14 protein-coding genes are annotated in these 17,484 nt (G+C 70.4%); 8 read left to right on the top strand and 6 right to left on the bottom strand.

Annotated features, from left to right (window positions below; translation table 11 throughout):
- Positions 1-25: 25 nt before the first annotated feature.
- Positions 26-481, bottom strand: coding sequence for a hypothetical protein (locus NR798_RS28865; protein ID WP_375765728.1), 456 nt, complete (start codon positions 479-481; stop codon positions 26-28).
- Positions 482-578: 97 nt separating this feature from the next.
- A complete protein-coding gene (locus tag NR798_RS28860) occupies positions 579-2,021 on the bottom strand; it encodes an ABC transporter substrate-binding protein (RefSeq protein ID WP_375765727.1) in 1,443 nt (480 codons plus the stop codon).
- Between the two features lie 192 nt (positions 2,022-2,213).
- On the opposite strand from NR798_RS28860, the gene NR798_RS28855 reads away from it, so the two are divergent.
- The 3 genes from NR798_RS28855 to NR798_RS28845 all read left to right on the top strand — a co-directional run bounded on the left by NR798_RS28855 (position 2,214) and on the right by NR798_RS28845 (position 5,164).
- Positions 2,214-3,005, top strand: coding sequence for an enoyl-CoA hydratase/isomerase family protein (locus tag NR798_RS28855; RefSeq protein WP_375765726.1), 792 nt, complete (start codon positions 2,214-2,216; stop codon positions 3,003-3,005).
- Positions 3,006-3,090: 85 nt separating this feature from the next.
- Positions 3,091-4,323 (top strand): cytochrome P450, encoded by a 1,233-nt coding sequence (locus tag NR798_RS28850; protein WP_375765725.1) that lies wholly within the window; start codon positions 3,091-3,093, stop codon positions 4,321-4,323.
- Between the two features lie 109 nt (positions 4,324-4,432).
- On the top strand, positions 4,433-5,164 hold the full coding sequence (locus NR798_RS28845; protein WP_375765724.1) for a hemolysin III family protein: 732 nt from the start codon (positions 4,433-4,435) through the stop codon (positions 5,162-5,164).
- A 35-nt stretch (positions 5,165-5,199) separates the two neighbouring features.
- On the opposite strand, the gene NR798_RS28840 is transcribed toward NR798_RS28845, so the two are convergent.
- A complete protein-coding gene (locus NR798_RS28840; protein ID WP_375765723.1) occupies positions 5,200-5,949 on the bottom strand; it encodes a TetR/AcrR family transcriptional regulator in 750 nt (249 codons plus the stop codon).
- A gap of 73 nt (positions 5,950-6,022) precedes the next feature.
- On the opposite strand from NR798_RS28840, the gene NR798_RS28835 reads away from it, so the two are divergent.
- The 3 genes from NR798_RS28835 to NR798_RS28825 all read left to right on the top strand — a co-directional run bounded on the left by NR798_RS28835 (position 6,023) and on the right by NR798_RS28825 (position 12,086).
- Complete coding sequence (locus NR798_RS28835; protein ID WP_375765722.1) at positions 6,023-7,111, top strand: alpha/beta fold hydrolase; 1,089 nt, start codon at positions 6,023-6,025, stop codon at positions 7,109-7,111.
- An 80-nt stretch (positions 7,112-7,191) separates the two neighbouring features.
- Entirely contained in the window at positions 7,192-9,552 is a 2,361-nt protein-coding gene (locus NR798_RS28830) for a hypothetical protein (RefSeq protein WP_375765721.1), read from the top strand.
- Positions 9,553-9,641: 89 nt separating this feature from the next.
- A complete protein-coding gene (locus NR798_RS28825; RefSeq protein WP_375765720.1) occupies positions 9,642-12,086 on the top strand; it encodes a helicase-related protein in 2,445 nt (814 codons plus the stop codon).
- Between the two features lie 102 nt (positions 12,087-12,188).
- Here the strand turns inward: NR798_RS28825 and NR798_RS28820 are convergent, their stop codons facing one another.
- Entirely contained in the window at positions 12,189-12,941 is a 753-nt protein-coding gene (locus NR798_RS28820) for an SDR family oxidoreductase (protein ID WP_375765719.1), read from the bottom strand.
- A gap of 127 nt (positions 12,942-13,068) precedes the next feature.
- Here NR798_RS28820 and NR798_RS28815 point away from each other — a divergent pair, with 127 nt between their 5' ends.
- Positions 13,069-13,983 carry a LysR substrate-binding domain-containing protein gene (locus NR798_RS28815; protein ID WP_375765718.1) on the top strand — a complete coding sequence of 305 codons (915 nt, stop codon included), beginning with the start codon at positions 13,069-13,071 and terminating at the stop codon, positions 13,981-13,983.
- 37 nt (positions 13,984-14,020) lie between these two features.
- Here the strand turns inward: NR798_RS28815 and mak are convergent, their stop codons facing one another.
- Positions 14,021-14,938: a fructokinase gene (gene mak, locus NR798_RS28810; RefSeq protein WP_375765717.1), complete on the bottom strand. Its 918-nt coding sequence runs from the start codon at positions 14,936-14,938 to the stop codon at positions 14,021-14,023.
- A gap of 81 nt (positions 14,939-15,019) precedes the next feature.
- On the opposite strand from mak, the gene NR798_RS28805 reads away from it, so the two are divergent.
- A complete protein-coding gene (locus tag NR798_RS28805; protein ID WP_375765716.1) occupies positions 15,020-15,922 on the top strand; it encodes a DMT family transporter in 903 nt (300 codons plus the stop codon).
- 14 nt (positions 15,923-15,936) lie between these two features.
- On the opposite strand, the gene NR798_RS28800 is transcribed toward NR798_RS28805, so the two are convergent.
- On the bottom strand, positions 15,937-17,418 hold the full coding sequence (locus tag NR798_RS28800; protein ID WP_375765715.1) for a PAS domain-containing protein: 1,482 nt from the start codon (positions 17,416-17,418) through the stop codon (positions 15,937-15,939).
- Positions 17,419-17,484 lie beyond the last annotated feature (66 nt).

The raw sequence follows: 17,484 nt of genomic DNA, 5'->3' as shown, positions 1-17,484 counted from the left end.
GTCTCCCAGGGCTGTGGCGGAGGAACTAGTTATCCCACTGGATGGAGAAGACCTTGGCGTTCTGCGCCACGTTGCACAGCAGGTAGAGGGAGCTCTGGGTGTCCGTGAAGAGCGTGCCCAGGCTGAGGGTCTGCACGCTGCCCGCGGCCGGCAGCGAGACCCAGCTCCCCGAGTAGAAACCGGACTGGGTGTTGGCGGTGGCCGCGATCCGGCAGCTCACGTCGCCGGTGGTGGCGCCCTGCGCCATCACGGTGAAGGTGCGGTACCCGGCGGCGCCGGAGAAGGGCAGGGCCACGATGAACGACTTCGTCGTGGTGCAGCTGTTGGTGAGGTGTCCATAGGAGTAGACGGGGCAGTTATCGTCCGCCGTGTTGCTGGCCTTCATGGAGGCCCCGCCGATGCCGTTGGCGTGAGCGGGGGTCGCCTGGGCAGCGAGGGCGAGGGCGGCGGCGAGGGACAGGGTCTTCAGGGCGGTCTTCATGGCGTGCTCCGTTGTTGCTGGGTTCGTCCTTTGAGAACCGCGAGCGGAAAAAACGGGCAAGCGCGCGCACTTTTTTTCGTGGAGCGTGCGAGGCCCCTCAGGGGTTGATGGTGGTGACGAACCTGGTCTTGCCGTTGGCGATCTTCAGGATCGCCGCCGGCTTCACCGCATTGCGGTTGTTGTCGAGCGTGATGTTGCCCGCCACGCCTGGGAAGTCCTGGGTCTGGGCGATGGCCTCGCGCACGGAGGGGCCGCTCAGGTCCTTGGAGCGCTCGAGCGCGGCGATGGCGACCTTGGCCGCGTCATAGCCGAGCGCCGCCAGCGCATCCGGCACGCCACCGTACGCCGCCTTGTAGTCCTTGATGAACTTCTGCACCTTCTCGTCCGGGTTCTCCGGCGAGTAGTGGTTGGAGAAGTAGCTCCCGTCCAGCGCGTTGCCGGCCAGCTCGAAGAGCTTCTCGGAGTCCCACCCGTCACCGCCCATCAGCGGCACCGTCAGGCCCAGCTCGCGCGCCTGGCGGGCGATGACGCCCACGTCGTTGTAGTAGCCGGGCACGTAGATGGCCTGCGGCTTCATCTTCTTGATGACGGTGAGCTGCGCGCGGAAGTCCGTGTCGCCCTGGGAATAGCTTTGCGTGGTGACGATTTTTCCGCCCATCTCCGCGAACTTCTGCGTGAACACGTCCGTGAGGCCGGTGGAGTAGGCGCTCTTGTTGTCCTGGAGGGTGGCCACCTGATTCGCCTTCAGGTTCTCGCGGGCGAACTTCGCCATCACGAAGCCCTGGAAGGGGTCGATGAAGCACACGCGGAAGATGTACTCGCCCTTCTGCGTCACGGAGGGGTTGGTGGAGGACGGGGTAATCATCGGCACCCCGGCCGCCTGGGCCTTCTCGGCCATGGCCAGCGAGTTGGACGAGGCCACCTCGCCCAGGATGAGCACCACCTTGTCCTGGGTGATGAGGCGGGTGACGGCCTGGGCGGCCTCCTCGGGCTTGCCCTGGTCGTCATAGACGCGCACCGCGAGCTTCTTGCCCTTCACGCCTCCGGCCGTGTTGGCCTCCTTGATGGCCAGCTCGATACCGTTACGGGTGGACACCCCGAAGGTGGCCTGGGCGCCGGTGAGGCTGCCCACCTCGCCGAGCAGGAGGGTGTTCTCGGGGTGGGCAGTGGCCGCGAGGATGACCTCCCCCTTGTCCTGGGCCTGGGGCAGCTCCTCGGGTTTACCCTGGCTGTCGTAGACGGGTACGGCGGGTTGCTCGTCCTTCACCCCGTTCCCGGCGTTGGCCTCCGCGATGGCCGGCGCGCTACCGCTGCGAGCGGAGCTGCCGGAACTGGCCTCGCTCCCCGTGAGGCTGTCCACCTGGTCCGGGAGGAGGGAGTCCTCGGGGGCCGGAGTCTCCTCGGGAGGGGCCGCGGCCGGAGTGGGAGCCATGGCAGCCGGCGTAGGAGTGGGAGGGGGCTGCTCCTCCTCACGGACGGCCACCAGCACGGCGAGCGCTGCGAGCACGGCGAGGCTCAACAAGACGACAGGACGGCGCATGCGGACTTCCTCCAGAAACCCAGGCGCCCGCCTTCCCCACCCAAGGTGTCAGACGACTCGTAGGGGAGAGGTGCCGGAACGAGTCCCATGATCTCTTCCTTTGCCGCCACCGTACAGAGGCCCCCTTTGCCTTCCTGGACTTCTTCAAGCCGTAGCTGCTCCCGTCAGTCCGGGGCTGATAGAAGGGGCCCCATGTCCACTCCATCCACCGCCGTCCTGCTCGAAGTGGAAGGTGCCGTCGCCACCCTCACGCTGAATGATGCCGCCCGCCGCAACGCGATGACGCCCGAGCTCGGGGAGGCGCTGCGGGCCCGGGTGGCCGAGCTCCAGCAACGCCCCGACGTGAGGGCCGTCGTCCTCGCCGGGGCCGGCGGAGCGTTCTCCGCGGGGGGAGACCTCCAGATGCTCGAGCGGCTGCGCCGGGTGTCCTCGGAGGAGGCGCGCACCTTCATGCTCGACTTCTATGCGCGCTACCTCAGCGTGCTGGAGCTGCCGGTGCCCACGGTGGCCGCGGTGGAGGGCGCGGCGATTGGCGCGGGGCTGTGCGTGGCGCTCGCGTGCGACCTGTGCGTCGTCGCCGAGGACGCGAAGCTCGCGCTCAACTTCGTCCAGCTGGGCCTGCACCCGGGCATGGGGGCGACGTACTTCGTGCCGTGGCGGGCGGGGGCGCAGCGAGGCGCGGAGCTGCTGCTCACGGGCCGCCGCTTCGATGGGCGTGAGGCGGTGCAGCTCGGGCTGGCGCTCGAGGCGGCGCCAGGGGCCGAGGTGCTCGCGCGCGCCCGGAAGCTCGCGGCCCAGGTGGCGGCGAATGCCCCGCTGGCCACCCGCGCACTCAAGCGCAGGCTCGCACCGGACCGGGCCGCTCTCCAGCGGGCGCTGGAGGAAGAGGCGCGCTTCCAGGCGGAGAGCTACGGGAGCGAGGACCTGGGCGAGGGGCTCGCGGCCGCGGCGGCGCGCAGGGCTCCCAGCTTCCAGGGGCGCTAGAGTGACATGCATGCGCCCCGTCGCATCCACGTCGAAGAGCAGGCGGTATCATCGACCGTGAGTACCCGCCAACGAGGTCCCTGTCATGAATGACGCCTCCGCCCAGTTCAACCCGATGGCCCCCGACCAGCTCGACAATCCCTATCCGCTCTATGCGCGGCTGCGGCGGGAACGGCCCGTTTTCTACAGTCCCATGTTCGACCTGTGGGTCGTCACCCGTTACGCGGACATCTCCGAGGTGGAGAAGGACACCGCGCGCTTCTCCTCGGTGGGAGCGCTCGATGCCAGGGCCGAGCCGCACCCCGAGGTGCGCGCCGTTCTCGCGCAGGGGTACTCTCAATTCCTCTCACTCGTCCAGAGCGATCCCCCGGACCACGCCCGCGTCCGGGCCGTGTTTGGCAAGGCCTTGAACGCCCAGCGCATCTCGGCGATGGAGCCCGTCATCCGGGCGACGGCGGACGCGCTCATCGACGGCTTCCTCCGCGACGGCAAGGCGGATCTCATCCAACAGTTCGCCTACGCGCTGCCGGGCTTCATCATCTGCGATCTGCTCGGCGTGCCGCGCTCCGACATGGAGCAGCTCAAGCGCTGGTCCGATGACAAGACGCTGCTGATGTCGGCGACCGCGCCCATCGAGCAGCAGGTCCAGAGCGCGCACGGCTTCATCGCGATGACGCGCTACTTCCAGGAGCAGCTCCATGAGCGGCGGCGCCACCCGCGCGAGGATCTGCTGACGCTGCTCGTGCCGCAGTCGTTGGGCGGCACCGCGCCCCTGAGCGAGCAGGAGGCGGTCTGCAACGCCATGGACCTGTTCGCAGCTGGCCACGAGACGACAACGGGCCTCATCGGCAACGGCATGTGGCTGCTGTTCAAGGCCCCGGAGCAGTTGGAGGCCGTGCGGGAGGACCCCAGCCTCCTGCCCAATGCCATCGAGGAGATGCTGCGCGTGGAGGCCCCCATCCGCGGCTTCTTCCGGACGGTGATGGCCGACACCACCCTGAGTGGGGTCACCCTCCCCAAGGGGGCGCGGGCGTTCATCCTGTACGCGTCCGGTAACCGCGACGAGACGCAGTTCACCGAGCCGGACCGCTTCGACATCCGCCGCGCGGAGGCGAAGAGGCACCTGGCGTTCGGCAAGGGCATCCACTTCTGCGTCGGCGCCCCGCTGGCGAAGCTGGAAGGGCGGATCGCCTTCGAGCAGTTGCTGCGGCGGTTGCCCGGCCTGCGGCTGCGGACGGACGAGCTGCCGGTGCCCCGGCCCTACTTCATGCTGCGCGGTTTCGAGCACCTGCCCATCGCCTGGGACGTGCCCGCGTAGGGGGCTCCAATGTGCACGAGGCGGCATGCCAGGGCGCCTGAAGTCAGCGCCCGGACAGGAGGAGCCCCTCGCTGACACAACGGTGACCTGCCGGGGGTACGAGCAGGTCATGGCTACCCAAGAGCGAGTCGAGTCCCTCCGGGTGGAAGAGGAAGTGAAGCCCAGGTTGCGCGGTGTGTCACACGCGTTCGCGTTCGTGGCGGCGCTCGCCGGGTGCTTCTTCCTGGCCCTGGCCCCCGTGGATGGCGTGCGGCACCTGGCCGGCATGGTGTTCGGCGTCAGCCTGGTGCTGATGTTCGGTATCAGCGCGACGTACCACTGCCCCAACTGGAGCCCCGCCACCTCCCAGCGCATCCAGCGCTTCGACCATGCGGCCATCTACGCCCTCATCGCGGGGACCTTCACGCCCGTGGCCATGCTGGACGCGGCGGGCGGCTGGGGCCCGCGGATGCTCTGGGTGATGTGGACCGCGGCCCTCACGGGCGCCGGGCTCGCGCTGCTGGGCCTCTCCGGGCCGCGCGGGCTCCGCTCCCTGCTCTATGTCGTGCTGGGGACGGTGTCGATTCCGGTGATGCTGCGGCTGCCAGACGTGATTGGTCCGGCGCGTGTTGGGTGGCTCGTCTTCGGGGCCATCCTCTATGCCCTGGGCGCCGTGGTCTACGCGCGCAAATGGCCGGACCCCCTCCCCACCGTCTTCGGCTACCACGAGGTGTTCCACCTCATGGTCATCGCCGCGGCCACCGTGCACTACGCCGTCATCCTCGACGTGCTCTGGGCGGGCGGGCGCCCCATGCCGGAGCTCCTCCTCCAGGTACCCGCCAGCCCACGCCTGGGCGATTGACACCAGGTCGCGGCGTCAGCAGGAGCGGAGGCGCGTCACTCCGCGGAAGGCCGCCGCTTTCGCTTGCGCTGCTCGATGCGCGCGGCGATTCCATCCAACACCCACGCGAGCCCCGACCCGGGCGGGTCCGCGTCGCGCTGGTGCGAGAGCACGTGGCTCAACTGCGGATAGCGCGCCTCTCGTGTCTCGAGGAGCGCACGTGTCGCGGTGGCCCACTGCACACCACTCATGGCCTGGTGCCCGCCTGACGGCGCCATCGAGAACTGGGCGTTCGTGCGGATCAGGCTCACCAGCGCGAGGCACGCGCTGTGGCGCTCCGCGGGAGTCAGCCCGGTTGGTGCGAGGGCGTCCAGGCCCGCCTCGAGCCACGCCAGCTCACAGGGCCCCATGACACGCAGGTGGCCCGTCGCCTCCAGGCTCCACGGGTGCTGGCGGAACACGTCGGCCATCGACTCCGCCCAGAAGAGGAGCTTGTCGCGCCAGGCCGTGGCCTCGCCCTCGAGCGGGGGAGGCATTCCGAGCCCACGCTCGATCATCAGGTCGATGAGCTCGGCCTTCCCCGGCACGTAGCGATAGAGCGCCATCGGCGTGAAGTTGAACTCGCGGGCGAGCTTCTCCATGGAGAGCGCCGCGAGCCCCTGCGTGTCCGCGAGCTTGATGGCTCCGTCGACGAGCTGCTCCAGCGTGAGTGCCGGTTTCGGCCCGCGGCGGCCGGTGGACGTCTCCTTCCAGAGGAGCTTCACGCTCGCTTCCTGGTCTCCGAACACCGGGTGCTTCCTGGCCATCGCATCTCCCACTTGTCGAAACTGTGTATCTCGTATACAAAACTGCTTATCAACTACACAGTTTGGGGTCGCCATGGTGACGGTCGTCGTCGCAGCAGTCGTCCTCGTCTCGGCCGCGCTCGGCTACCGGGCACTGCTCCAGCAGCGGGTCGCGCGAACGCTTCGTATCGACGTGCCTCCGGGAATCGCCGAGGAGCGGTTCGTGCGTCTCGGGGGAATCGAGCAGTGGGTCAGCATTCGTGGGGAGGACGCGCGCAACCCCGTGCTCCTGGTGCTTCACGGTGGGCCGGGCTCGCCTTACTCGCTCTTCACCCCGGCCCTGCGCTGCTGGGAGAAGGACTTCACCGTCGTGCAGTGGGACCGGCGGGGTGCCGGAAAGACGCTCGCGCGCAACGGCCAGGAGGGGAGCGGTGAGCTGAGCTTCCGGCGCATGCAGGAGGACGCCATCGCGCTGTGCGCGTTCCTCGAGGAGCGGCTGCCGGGCCGCGAGCGGATCCTCCTCGCCAGCTCCGCGGGAACGTTGCTGGGAATGCCGCTCGTGCGGGCCCGGCCAGACCTCTTCGCGGCGTACGTGGGCACGGACTTCAACGTGGGCCTGGCCGCGAGCGAGCAGGTGGCGCACGCGGAGACGCTCGCCTGGGCGGAGAAGAACGGGAGCCGCGCGGAGGCCGCGTTCCTCGCGCGGATGGGGGCGGACCCCAGCCGTTGGGACGTGGCCTCCTATCATCGCCGGATGCGGCTGCGCGACAGGACGACCCGGGACGGCCGGGGCATGGGGGCCATCTTCCTGCCCCTCATGCTGTCCTCACCGGCGCATGGGCTGAGCGACCTGCGGGCTCTCATCGAGGGCCTGAGCTTCTGTACGGAGCGGCTCTTCGCGGAGATGGTGGCGTTCGACGCGCACAAGGTGGCCCCAAGGGTCGAGCTTCCCTTCTTCGTGTTCCAGGGAGACTCGGATGTCCACACGCCCGCGCCCGTCGCCGCGGCGTACTACGAGGCGCTCGAGGCGCCGCTCAAGCACTTCGAGCTGATGGCCGGCTCTGGCCACCTGGGCGCATTCGTCCGGCCCGAGCGGTTTCTCGAGCTGCTTCGCCGGCACGTGCTGCCTGTCGTCACCGGGAAGACCCCGAGCTTGCGCGCCGCCGAGGCTCCCGGCCGATGAGGCGGTAGCGCGCTTCGGACGCGCCTGGGCGATTGACAAAACGGCATGCCCCCACTACCGCTCGCGCGCAGGGAGGTCTCGTGCCGCAGCGTCCGCAGGTCTTCGCCGTTGTTGCTTCTCCAGGGTGGGTGGCGCTGCTCGTCGCGTGGTCGCTCCTCGGCGGCGCGGCCTGGGCGCAGGCCACCGTCGTGCAAGCGCCTATTGGGGGCCAGCCCGTGCTCCTCCCTGGCCGGGTCGTCTGCGGCCCGGTGGCGGAGGGCTGGACCGTGGGCGAGGATTCACGCTCCGTCCGCCCGCCTGCGCCGGGCAGTGGGCGCGTGGGCCAGCCGGTGTCGCTCCAGGTGGCGCCCGCCGCGAGCGGCTGCACGGGCCCTCAGGAGACGCTCACGCTCGTGGCGACAGGGGCGTTCCCCGAGGCCGAGCCGGCGAGCGTGCTGCTGGCCGCGGACGAGGGGCGGCTCGAGCTGCGCGGGCGGGGGCTGACGGGAGCCCAGGTGTTCTGGCCGGGCCCCCAGCGCGACAAGGGCCTGGAGCACGAGGTCTGCCTCGACGCCGGGCCCTCGGAGCTTCCGCAACCGTGCGTGTTGCCGGTGCGCCGCGGTGTGCCGGCGGACGTGCCGCTCTTCCTGCTGCCAGCGGGGGCGCGCTTCGGTGACGGCGTCCTCACGTTCGATGCCTCGGGCCGGCGGCTCGCGCCCTCGGAGCTGCAGTTGCGTCCGAGCCGCGTCGTCCTGTCCTCGGTCCTGCCGGCGGTGCTCGCCTTGGATCTCTCCACCGGCGAGGGGCGGCTGGCGCTGCCGCACCCCGAGGCCATCGCGGCCGTCGACTGTGGCCCCGCCCGCTGCGAGCTGAGCGAGGACGGCGTCTTCGTGCGCGCCGTGCCGGGCCTCCTCACGAGCTTGGGCCTCCGGGTGCGGCTGGTGCCCCGGGTGTTCGTCTCGCGAGGCGAGGCGCTCGAGAGCACCGCCTCCGGGGTGCTGCAGCTCCTGCACTGCCCGGTGGAGCTCGTGTCGGGGCCGCCGCTGCGAGGCGCGGCGGAGGTGCAGGTGGTGGTGCGGGTGGAGCCGCGTTGCGCGAACGAGGCGCGGTCCTTCCGCTGGCGCGCCAACGGCGAGCCCGCCGAGGTGGCCCAGGTGGTTCGCGAGGAAGAGGCGGCCTTCGTGGTGCTGCGGGTGGGGCGCCTGGGCGCGGACCGGCTGACCCTCACGGCCACCCGCTCCGAGGTGGACCCGACCGTGATCGCCACCACCTCGACGGACACCCTCGCGGTGCCCCAACCGCGCGCGAGTCTCGAGCTCCCCGGTTTCGGGAGGATCGACTTCATCCCCACCAACCGGGAGGCGGTCCTCTCGGTGTCGTCTCCCGGTGAGCGGGCGAGGCTCGTGCCGCTGCCCGTCGAGGGGGCCTACTCGGTGCGGACCGAGCAGGGGCGCTTCCGGGTGCGCGGCGATGAGAACAACAGCGGCTTCGTCCCGCTGCGGTTCGGCTACCGCTTCGAGGGGTTGCCGCAGGCCCTGCGTTCGGTGGACCTCGCCGTCGTGTACGATCGCACCCAGCGAGCGCTGCGGGAGGCCTCGGTGCCCGCGCCGCTCGGCGCGTCCGCCCTGTCCGAGGAGCCGCTCATCGAGTTCCTGTGCGCCGATCGGGACGGGAACCCGCAGCGCCTCCAGCCCGGCAAGCCAGCGCGCATCCCCTTCGAGGCGCGTGACAGTTGCCGCATCGTCATCCACCGGGAGCGGCTGCGGCCCGAGGACGGCCTGCAGGAGATCATCCTCGAGGTGGACGTCACCTCCGCCAGTGGCTCGGTGCGCGAGGCCGCGCGGGTGAACGAGCGCATGGTGCTCCAGCCCGGCGGCGAGCCGCGGACGTTCTGGCTCAAGAACGTGCTCGAGCAGTTCGACCGCATCATCGTGCGCGTCAGCCACGTCGTGGACGAGTCGCGCTACCTGCTGGCGGCGCCCTCGTCCCGGGTCAGCCTGCCCTCGGTGCAGTGGTCGGCGACCGTCGAGGGCTCGCGGCTACGTCTGTACGCCACCGCCACCATCCCTAGCGGCCTCTACCGGCTGAATCAGCCGACGGGGCAGCTCACGCTGAACTTCGGCCTGCTGTCACGGCTCACCTTGTTGGATGAGCACGGCAAGGAGGGCCTGTTCGGGCTGGAGCTGGGACTGATGGGCGTGGGGCTCGTGCAGACGGGAGGTCTGCTGAATGACTATCCCCCCACGCTGGCCGCTGTCGCGGGCCTGGGCATCCGCGTGCCCCTGGGCGGGGGCCCCGCGGGTGGGCAGGCCGCCTTGAGCATCCACATCTGGGGCGCCTACGAGTTCCGCGAGGCCTACTTCACCAAGCCGACGGATGGCTCACCGGGCAAGGAAGTGGGCCGCTGGGCCCTCATCTTCGGGCCCAGCATCTCCCTGGGAAACATCGGCATGAACCTCTGAGAGGCGTGGGACGGACAGGGCGCCGTGCCCGGCCCCTTGGTGGACCAGCTTCCTGGGCGGAGGCCCCTCCCCGGGGTTAGAATTCGCCAATGAACTCCAGCCCCTCTGGCCGGTCGTCCGTCGTCGTGGCGGAGTTGGGGCCCACGAATACGGGGAAGACCCACCGGGCCATCGAGCGCATGCTCGAGCACGACACGGGCATGATGGGTCTGCCGCTTCGCCTGCTCGCTCGTGAAGTCTACGACCGGGTGACCGCTCGGGTGGGCGAGGGCCGGGTCGCGTTGATGACGGGCGAGGAGAAGCGCCTGCCGCCGCGCCCCGACTACTGGATTTGCACCGTCGAGGCGATGCCGACGGATCGGCAGGTCGACTTCCTCGCCGTGGATGAGATCCAGCTCGCCGCCCACCGCGAGCGCGGGCACGTCTTCACCGATCGGTTGCTCCATGCGCGTGGACGCCGGGAGACCTGGTTCCTCGGCGCGGACACGATGCGGCCGATGGTCCATGCGCTCATCCCCCATGCGTCGGTGAAGCGAGCCACCCGCCTGTCCCAGCTTCGCTATTCCGGGACCCGCTCGCTGAAGAGCCTTCCTCCACGCTCGGCCGTGGTCGCGTTCTCCGCGGACCGCGTGTACGAGCTCGCCGAATCGCTGCGCCGCCTCCGGGGCGGGGTGGCCGTGGTGCTGGGTGCGCTCTCCCCGAGGACGCGCAATGCCCAGGTGGCGATGTACCAGTCAGGGGAGGTCCAGTACCTCGTGGCCACCGATGCCATCGGGATGGGACTGAACCTGGATCTCAACCACGTGGCCTTCGCGGGTCTCTCCAAGTACGACGGCGCCGAGCAGCGGGAGCTGTTCCCGGACGAGCTGGCCCAGATCGCGGGCCGCGCGGGACGCCACTTGAATGACGGGAGCTTCGGAACCCTGAACACGCTGTCCGAGCTGCCTCCGCGGGTGATCTCGGCCATCGAGTCCCACCGGTTTCCGGCGGTCCGCAGTCTCATCTGGCGCAATTCCGCGCTCGATTTCTCGAGCCCGGAGGCCCTGCTCGATTCGTTGTCGCGGGCTCCGCACCACAGTGGCTTCGTCCGGGTGGAACGCGCGGATGACTTCGATGCGCTCAAGGAACTCTCGAACGTTCCCGCCATTCGAGAGGCCGCCACCGATCGGGCCATGGTCGAGTTGCTGTGGCAGGTCTGCCAGATTCCGGATTTCCGCAAGGGCCTCTTCGGGCAGCACGTCGCGCTGCTGCGGGAGACCTTCCTCCAGCTCTCCGAGGGTGACGGCAAGTTGGAACAGGCCTGGCTGTCCAAGCAGGTGTCGCCGCTCGATGATGTGTCCGGAGACATCCACACGCTGATGGACCGGCTGGCCGCCATCCGCATCTGGACGTACATCAGCCATCGTTCGAGCTGGCTGCACGACGCGGACCACTGGCAGGAGCGCACCCGCCGCATCGAGGACGCGTTGGGTGATGCCCTGCATGATCGGCTGGTGGAGCGCTTCGTGCAGCGGGCCGCACGCAGGAGTGTGCGCCGGTTCGTGAGAGCCGCGGCACAGCCCGCTGCCGGGCCGGACAGCCCCTTCGCCAAGTTGGGGCTCCTGCTGGGCGAGGTGCCGGGCGCTGACGGGGCGATGACGGAGGAGCAGTTCGTCCAGCGGGTGGTGGACGCGACGCATGAAGCCTTCGAGGTGGACGCGGCGGGGAGCATCTCGTTCGAAGGGCAGCCGCTGGCCCGGCTGGTTCGCGGGAAGGACCGGCGCTCACCGCAGCTCGCGCTCGCGGAGCCGGAGGTCTGGACTGGAGGCGCGCGGCGGCTGCTCGAGCGCCGTCTGGTGGCGCTGGCGCGGGACCTCGTGACCGAGGCCATGGGGGGTTTTCCCGCCGAGACCCTCGCCGGAGCGGGCCGCTCCGCGCCGACGCGTGGCCTCGCCTACCGCCTGGCCGAGGGACTGGGTGTCATCTCCCTCGGCGAGGCACGCGAGCAGTGGCGGCTCCTGGACGAGGAGGAACGGGAGCGCTTGAGGATGCAGGGCATCCGCGAGGGCCAGCGCTTCCTCTACGTCGCCGGGGCGCTCGCACCGCATGCGCTCGAACGGCGCTGCATGCTGACGGCGCTGTTTCAGCAGAAACCGCCACCCCAGGGCGTTCCGCGGGACCCGGTGCTCGAGCTCGCGGAGCCTGGCGGCTGGAATCCGCGGGCCTTCGGCTATGAAGTGGTGGGCTCCGTGGCGCTGCGGATCGACATCGTCGAACGGCTCAGCGAGGCGCTGCGCCACCCGCACGGCGCTCAACAGGTGCACACGCTCATGCAGGAGCTGCGTCTGGAGAGCGGTGTTCGCGCGCGGGTGCTGCGAGCGCTCGGAGGACCGTCCGGGGGCGCTCCGTCGAAAAAGCGGCGGCGGCGACGGCGGGGAGGGAACTCGCCGGCGGCGGCTCCTGACAAGGGGGGAGCCAATGCACAACCGGCTCACGCGGGCTCGCACCCGAAGCCCCAGCGGAGCGGGGCCGGCGGAGGCGGGAGGCCTGCCTAGTCTTTACAGCCGTCCGCGATCGATGGCACACCGCGATCCGGACGGCAATCTGATCATGCTCGGCACGCCGTAGCGCCGCTGGATGCCCGGCGTGGGGTGCGGTCAGATCTGCGCCAGGCCGCCGTCGACGAAGAGCTCGACGCCGTTGACGAAGCTGCTGTCGTCCGAGGCGAGGAACACCACGGCCTTGGCCACCTCGTCGGGATCACCCAGGCGGCCCATCGGGACGCTGGCCGCCAGGCTGTCGAAGATCGCCTGTGACTCGCTCTCCGTCTTGCCCAGGCCCTTCAGGCCGGGCGTCCGGATGGGGCCGGGGCTCAGCGTGTTGACGCGGATGTGCCGGTCCTTGAGGTCGAGCATCCAGTTGCGGGCGAAGCTGCGCAGGGCCGCCTTGGTCGCGCCGTAGATGCTGAACGCTGGGCTGCCCACGGTGCCCGCCGTCGAGCCCGTGAGGATGATCGAGCCGCCGTCGCGCAGCAGCGGCAGCGCCTTCTGTACCGTGAACACGGTGCCCTTCACGTTGGTGTCGAAGGTCTTGTCGAAGTGCTCCTCGGAGATGGTGCCCAGGGCCGCGAACTCTCCGCCCCCGGCGTTGGCGAAGAGGATGTCGATGTGGTCGTGCTTGCTCCGCACCTGCTCGTAGAGGCGGTCGAGGTCGGCGAGCTGCGACGCGTCGCTCCGCACCCCCGTGACGCGGGGGCCCAGCTCCTTCACCGCGGCGTCCAGCTCCGCCTGCCGGCGGCCCGTGATGAAGACGTACGCCCCCTCGGCCGCGAACCGCCTGGCCGTCGCCAGGCCAATCCCCGTGGTCCCACCCGTGATGACCGCCACCTTGTCCTGCAGTCTGTTGCTCATGGCTCGTTCCTCGTGGCGCGGCGAAGGTGTTCGCCGCTCGCCCTGGAAGAGATAGGCGTGGAACGATGAGGCCGAAAGAGGGTCTTCGTGGCACTCTACGTTCCGATTTTGGAACGATGGGGCCGCCATGCAGGATCTCAATGACCTGTTCTTCTTCACCGAGGTCGTCGCGCGGGGAGGGTTCTCGCAAGCCGGCCGGGCGCTGCGGCAGCCCAAGTCGAAGCTCAGCCGCCGGGTCGCCCAACTCGAGGAGCGGCTGGGCGTCCGGCTGATCGAACGCTCGTCACGCCGGTTCCGCGTCACCGACGTGGGGCAGGCCTTCTACGAGCATTGCCGCAGCGTCATGGCGGAGGTGGAGCGGGCCGAGGAGGCGGTGGCCGCGACCCGGGGCGAGCCCCATGGGTCCGTCCGGTTCAGCTGTCCCCTGGGCCTGATGGAGATCCTCTCGCCCCTGCTGTCCGACTTCCTGGCGCGCCATCCCCGGGTGAACCTGCAGGTGGTGGCCACCAACCGGCGGGTGGACCTCATCGACGAGCGGATCGACGTGGCGCTCCGGGTCCGCACCACGCTCGACACCGATGCGTCGCTCATCCTGCGCACGCTCGCGCGCAGCCGCCGCATCCTCGTCGCGAGCCCCACCCTGGTTCCGCGGCTCGGGGACCTCCGGGACGCCGCCCTGCTCGCCTCGTGGCCGACCCTGAGCGCGACCGAGGAGACGGGCCAGGATGTCTGGGAGCTGGTGGGGCCCGAGGAGCGGACGATCTCCGTGCGCCATGAGCCGCGGCTGACGTGTGGAGACTTTGGCGCCTTGCGTGTGGCGGCGGAGGCGGGGTTGGGGGTCGCGCTGCTGCCCGAGCACACCTGCGCGCCCGGGCTGCGCTCCGGCCAGCTCGTCCAGGTGCTGCCGGACTGGCACGCCCCGGATGGGAGCGTCCATCTCGTCTACACCGCCCGCCGAGGTCTGCCGCCGCCCGTGAGTGCGTTGATCGACTTCCTCACCGAGCGTTTCCGAGCGCTCTCGCCGCTGATGTCCGTGCCCTGAGTCCCAGGGCGGGGAGTGTCAACGCACGTGCCGCGCTTCACCCCGAGGACTCCGCCTCTCCGGGCCGCCACAGCCAGGCGGCCCCGCGCACGCCGCTGGAATCCCCGTGCAGGGCGGGGCGCAGGGGTGTGTCGGCCTCCGCTCCGAAGACCCAGCGGGGCAACTGCTCCGGCACCAGTTGGTACAGGGCGGCGACGTTGGACATGCCGCCACCCAGCACGATGACGTCGGGGTCCAGGATGTCGATGACGTGGGCGAGGCCGCGCGCCAGCCGGTCCGCATAGCGTTGGAGCGCCGTGACCGCCGAGGGTTCACCGGCCTCGGCCCGCGCGGCGATGTCCGGCCCCCGGAGGCGGGCGCCGGTGAGCCGCGCGTAGTCGTTCTCGAAGCCCGTGCCGGACACCCATGTCTCGAGGCAGCCCCGCTTGCCGCAGTAGCACTCCGGGCCGGGGCTCTCCTCCGGCGTTGGCCAGGGCAGCGGGTTGTGGCCCCATTCACCGCCCACGCCGTTGCGGCCCGCATGGGGGCGCCCGCCGAGTGCCACGCCCGCGCCCGTCCCCGTGCCCAGGATGGCGGCGAACACCACCGCATGGCCCGAGGCGGCCCCGTCGCTCGCCTCGGACACGGCCAGACAGTTGGCGTCATTGGCCAGCCGGACGGGACGGCCCAGCACCCGGGTGAGATCCCGGTCCAGGGGGCGCCCGTTCAACCACACCGAGTTGGCGTTCTTCACGAGCCCGGTGCGGGAGGAGAGGGTGCCCGGAATACCGACGCCCACGCTGCCGCGCCGGCCCGTCTGTTGCTCCAGCCGCGCGCACAGGCCGGCGATGGTCTGGAGGGTTGCCTCGTAATCGTCCCGCGGCGTGGACACGCGGTGGCGCTCCAGCTCGCGTCCATCATCGGCGAGCGCGAGTGCCTCGATCTTGGTTCCGCCCAGGTCAATGCCGATGCGCACGTCCCGCCAACGCTCCTGTGAGATGGGATGGGAATCATACCTCTCTCCTGCTAGAGCCGCGTCAGAGAGGACCGTCTCACCATGACCTCATCCCGCTCGCCCATCGGGACCCTGCTCGCACTCTCCTCCGCCCTGGCGTTCAGCTCGCTCGCCGTGTGGGGGAAGCTCGCGCAGCAGCTTCAGCTCCCGACGTACACGCTGCTGCCGTGGCGGTTCGCCCTGGTGGCGCTCGTCCTGTTCGGCTTCGGCGCGGCGCGCGGGCCCTTCACCTGGCGGGACCGGCGGGTGATGGTGGCCAACGGGGTCCTCTACACGCTCGCCACCACTTGCTACTTCCTGGCGCTGGCGCGGATCTCCGCGGGGGCCACCGGGCTGCTGCTGTACCTCGCCCCGGCCTTCGTCGTGCTCTACGTCTGGCTGCTGGGACGACGGCCGCACGGGGTGCAGCTCGCCGCGGTGGCCCTCACCGCCCTGGGGCTGGGGCTCGTGGTGGGCCTGCCTGGCGCGGGTGATCGCGATGTGCTCGGGTTGGGCTTCGGGGTGCTGACCGGTGCGCTCTACGGCGCGTATCTGCTGTACAGCGAGCGCCACCTGCACTTCCCGCCGCTCGCCGCGACGGCCTGGCTCTGCCTCACCTCGGCCATCGGGTTCGGCATCATGGGCGCGCTGACGGGCACGCTCGGGGTGCCCGCGAGCGCCGCGGCGTGGGGGGTGATTGCCGCCACCGCCGTCTTTCCCACGCTGCTCGCCGTGCCCCTGCTGTTCATGGCCATCCGCCGCATCGGCGCGGCGCGCACCAGCGTCCTGGCGACCACCGAGCCCCTCTGGACGGTGCTGCTGGCGTTCCTGGTGCTCGGCGAGCCGCTGCGCGCGGGCACGCTCGCTGGAGGCGCGCTCATCCTCGCGGGGGCGCTCCTCGCGCAGCGCGTGCCACCGGGCGAGCCGCGCTCGGAAGTGGAAGTCACTCCGCCCGCGGGATTGTGAGCGAGGCCGTGCCGTCAGGCCGTGGGGTGCAGCGGCAGCGTCACCTGGAAGGTCGTCCCGTGGGCCGCATGGCTCACGATGTGGATGCCACCCCCATGGGCCTCGGCGATCCCCTTGACCAGTGTCAGGCCGAGCCCCCATCCCTGCTGCGCCGCGGTCATGCCGGATGGCGCCCGTAGGAAGGGCTGGAACAACGTGGGAAGCACCTCCGGCGGTATGGGAGGCCCCTGGTTGTGGACGTCGATCCGGGCCGCCAGGCCCACCCGTCGCAGCGTGACCGTGATCGGCTGCTCCGTGGCACCGTATTTCACCGCGTTGGTGCACAGGTTCTCCAGCAACCTGCGCAGCCCGGCGCAATCCCAGGCCGAGCACAGGGGCTCACCTGCCTCCAGGACGAACCGGTCGCCGTACAGCGTGGTCAGATCCTGGAGCACGTCCAGGGTGAGCGCGTGCAGATCGCATTCCGAGCGCGTGATCGCGAGCCTCTGGCCCGCGTGGACCAGGCTCGCATCCAGCAGGTCGCGCAGCATCGCGTCCGCACGGTCCAGGTTGTCGATGAGCCTGCCCGTGAGCCGCCGCACGTCCTCCGGGTTGTCCGCCCGCTTCTGGGCGAGCTGGGCGCTCATCTTCGCGGCGCTCAGCGGCGTCCGGAGGTCGTGCGTCAGAGTGGAGACGAACCGCTCGCGCAGCTCCCGCTCGTCCTCGAGCCGCCGGCGGGACGCCTCCTCACGCTCGTGGCTGGCGCGGAGCGACTCCTCCGCGAGCTTCCTCTCCGTGATGTCCATCCCCGTGGCGACGAAGCTGAGGACGGTCCCATCCGAGGCGAGCTCGGGCACGTACGTGTTCAGGTAGTACTGCGTCGAGCCGTCGGGCATGAGGAAGGGGGCCTCGTAGGCAATGCGCTCTCCCCTCAGGACGCGGGCGGTGTAGGGCGAGAGCGCGTGCTGGCCCTCTTCGCCCACGAGCTCCCGGATGGTCCGTCCCACCATCTCCTCGGGGTGTCTTCCCCACGCCTTCGCGGCGGCCTGATTCGCGAACAGGATCCGCTCGTGGGTGTCCAGGTGGAGCAGGTGGATGGGGACCGAGTTGGTCACCAGCCGCAACTCCTCCATGCTCGCGTGGATGAGGGCCGCGAGGTTCCGCTCGTCCTCGAGGTCACTGCCGAAGCAGAGCCAGGTCTCCACCGTGCCCGACGCATCACGCACGGGGGTGAAACGCGTGCGGTGCCGCCGGTGCGCTCCGGCCCGCTCCCTCCGAAGGCGGCACTCGAGCTCGAGGGGTTGGCCACTCGCCAGGCAGGCCCGCAACGCGTCGCGCGCCCGCACCAGATCCTCGGGGTGCGCGAGGTGCTCCAGGGCTTCCACGGCGGCCATGCCGGTCCCGACGAGCTCCTGCCAGCGTGCGTTGACGAAGTCGAGCGTGCCGTCAGGCCGACACGTCCAGACCAGGTCAGGTATCGCCTCCGCGAACTGGCGGAATCGGTCGTCGCTCGTCATGGCTCCATGCGAGAAGGATCGGCACCCGCGGGACTACAGGCAGGCGGAGGCCGGTCATCCGGGAGA

Source organism: Archangium gephyra, assembly GCF_042230915.1.
GTDB classification, from domain to species: domain Bacteria; phylum Myxococcota; class Myxococcia; order Myxococcales; family Myxococcaceae; genus Archangium; species Archangium gephyra_B.
This window is presented reverse-complemented; position numbering and strand designations above follow the sequence as displayed.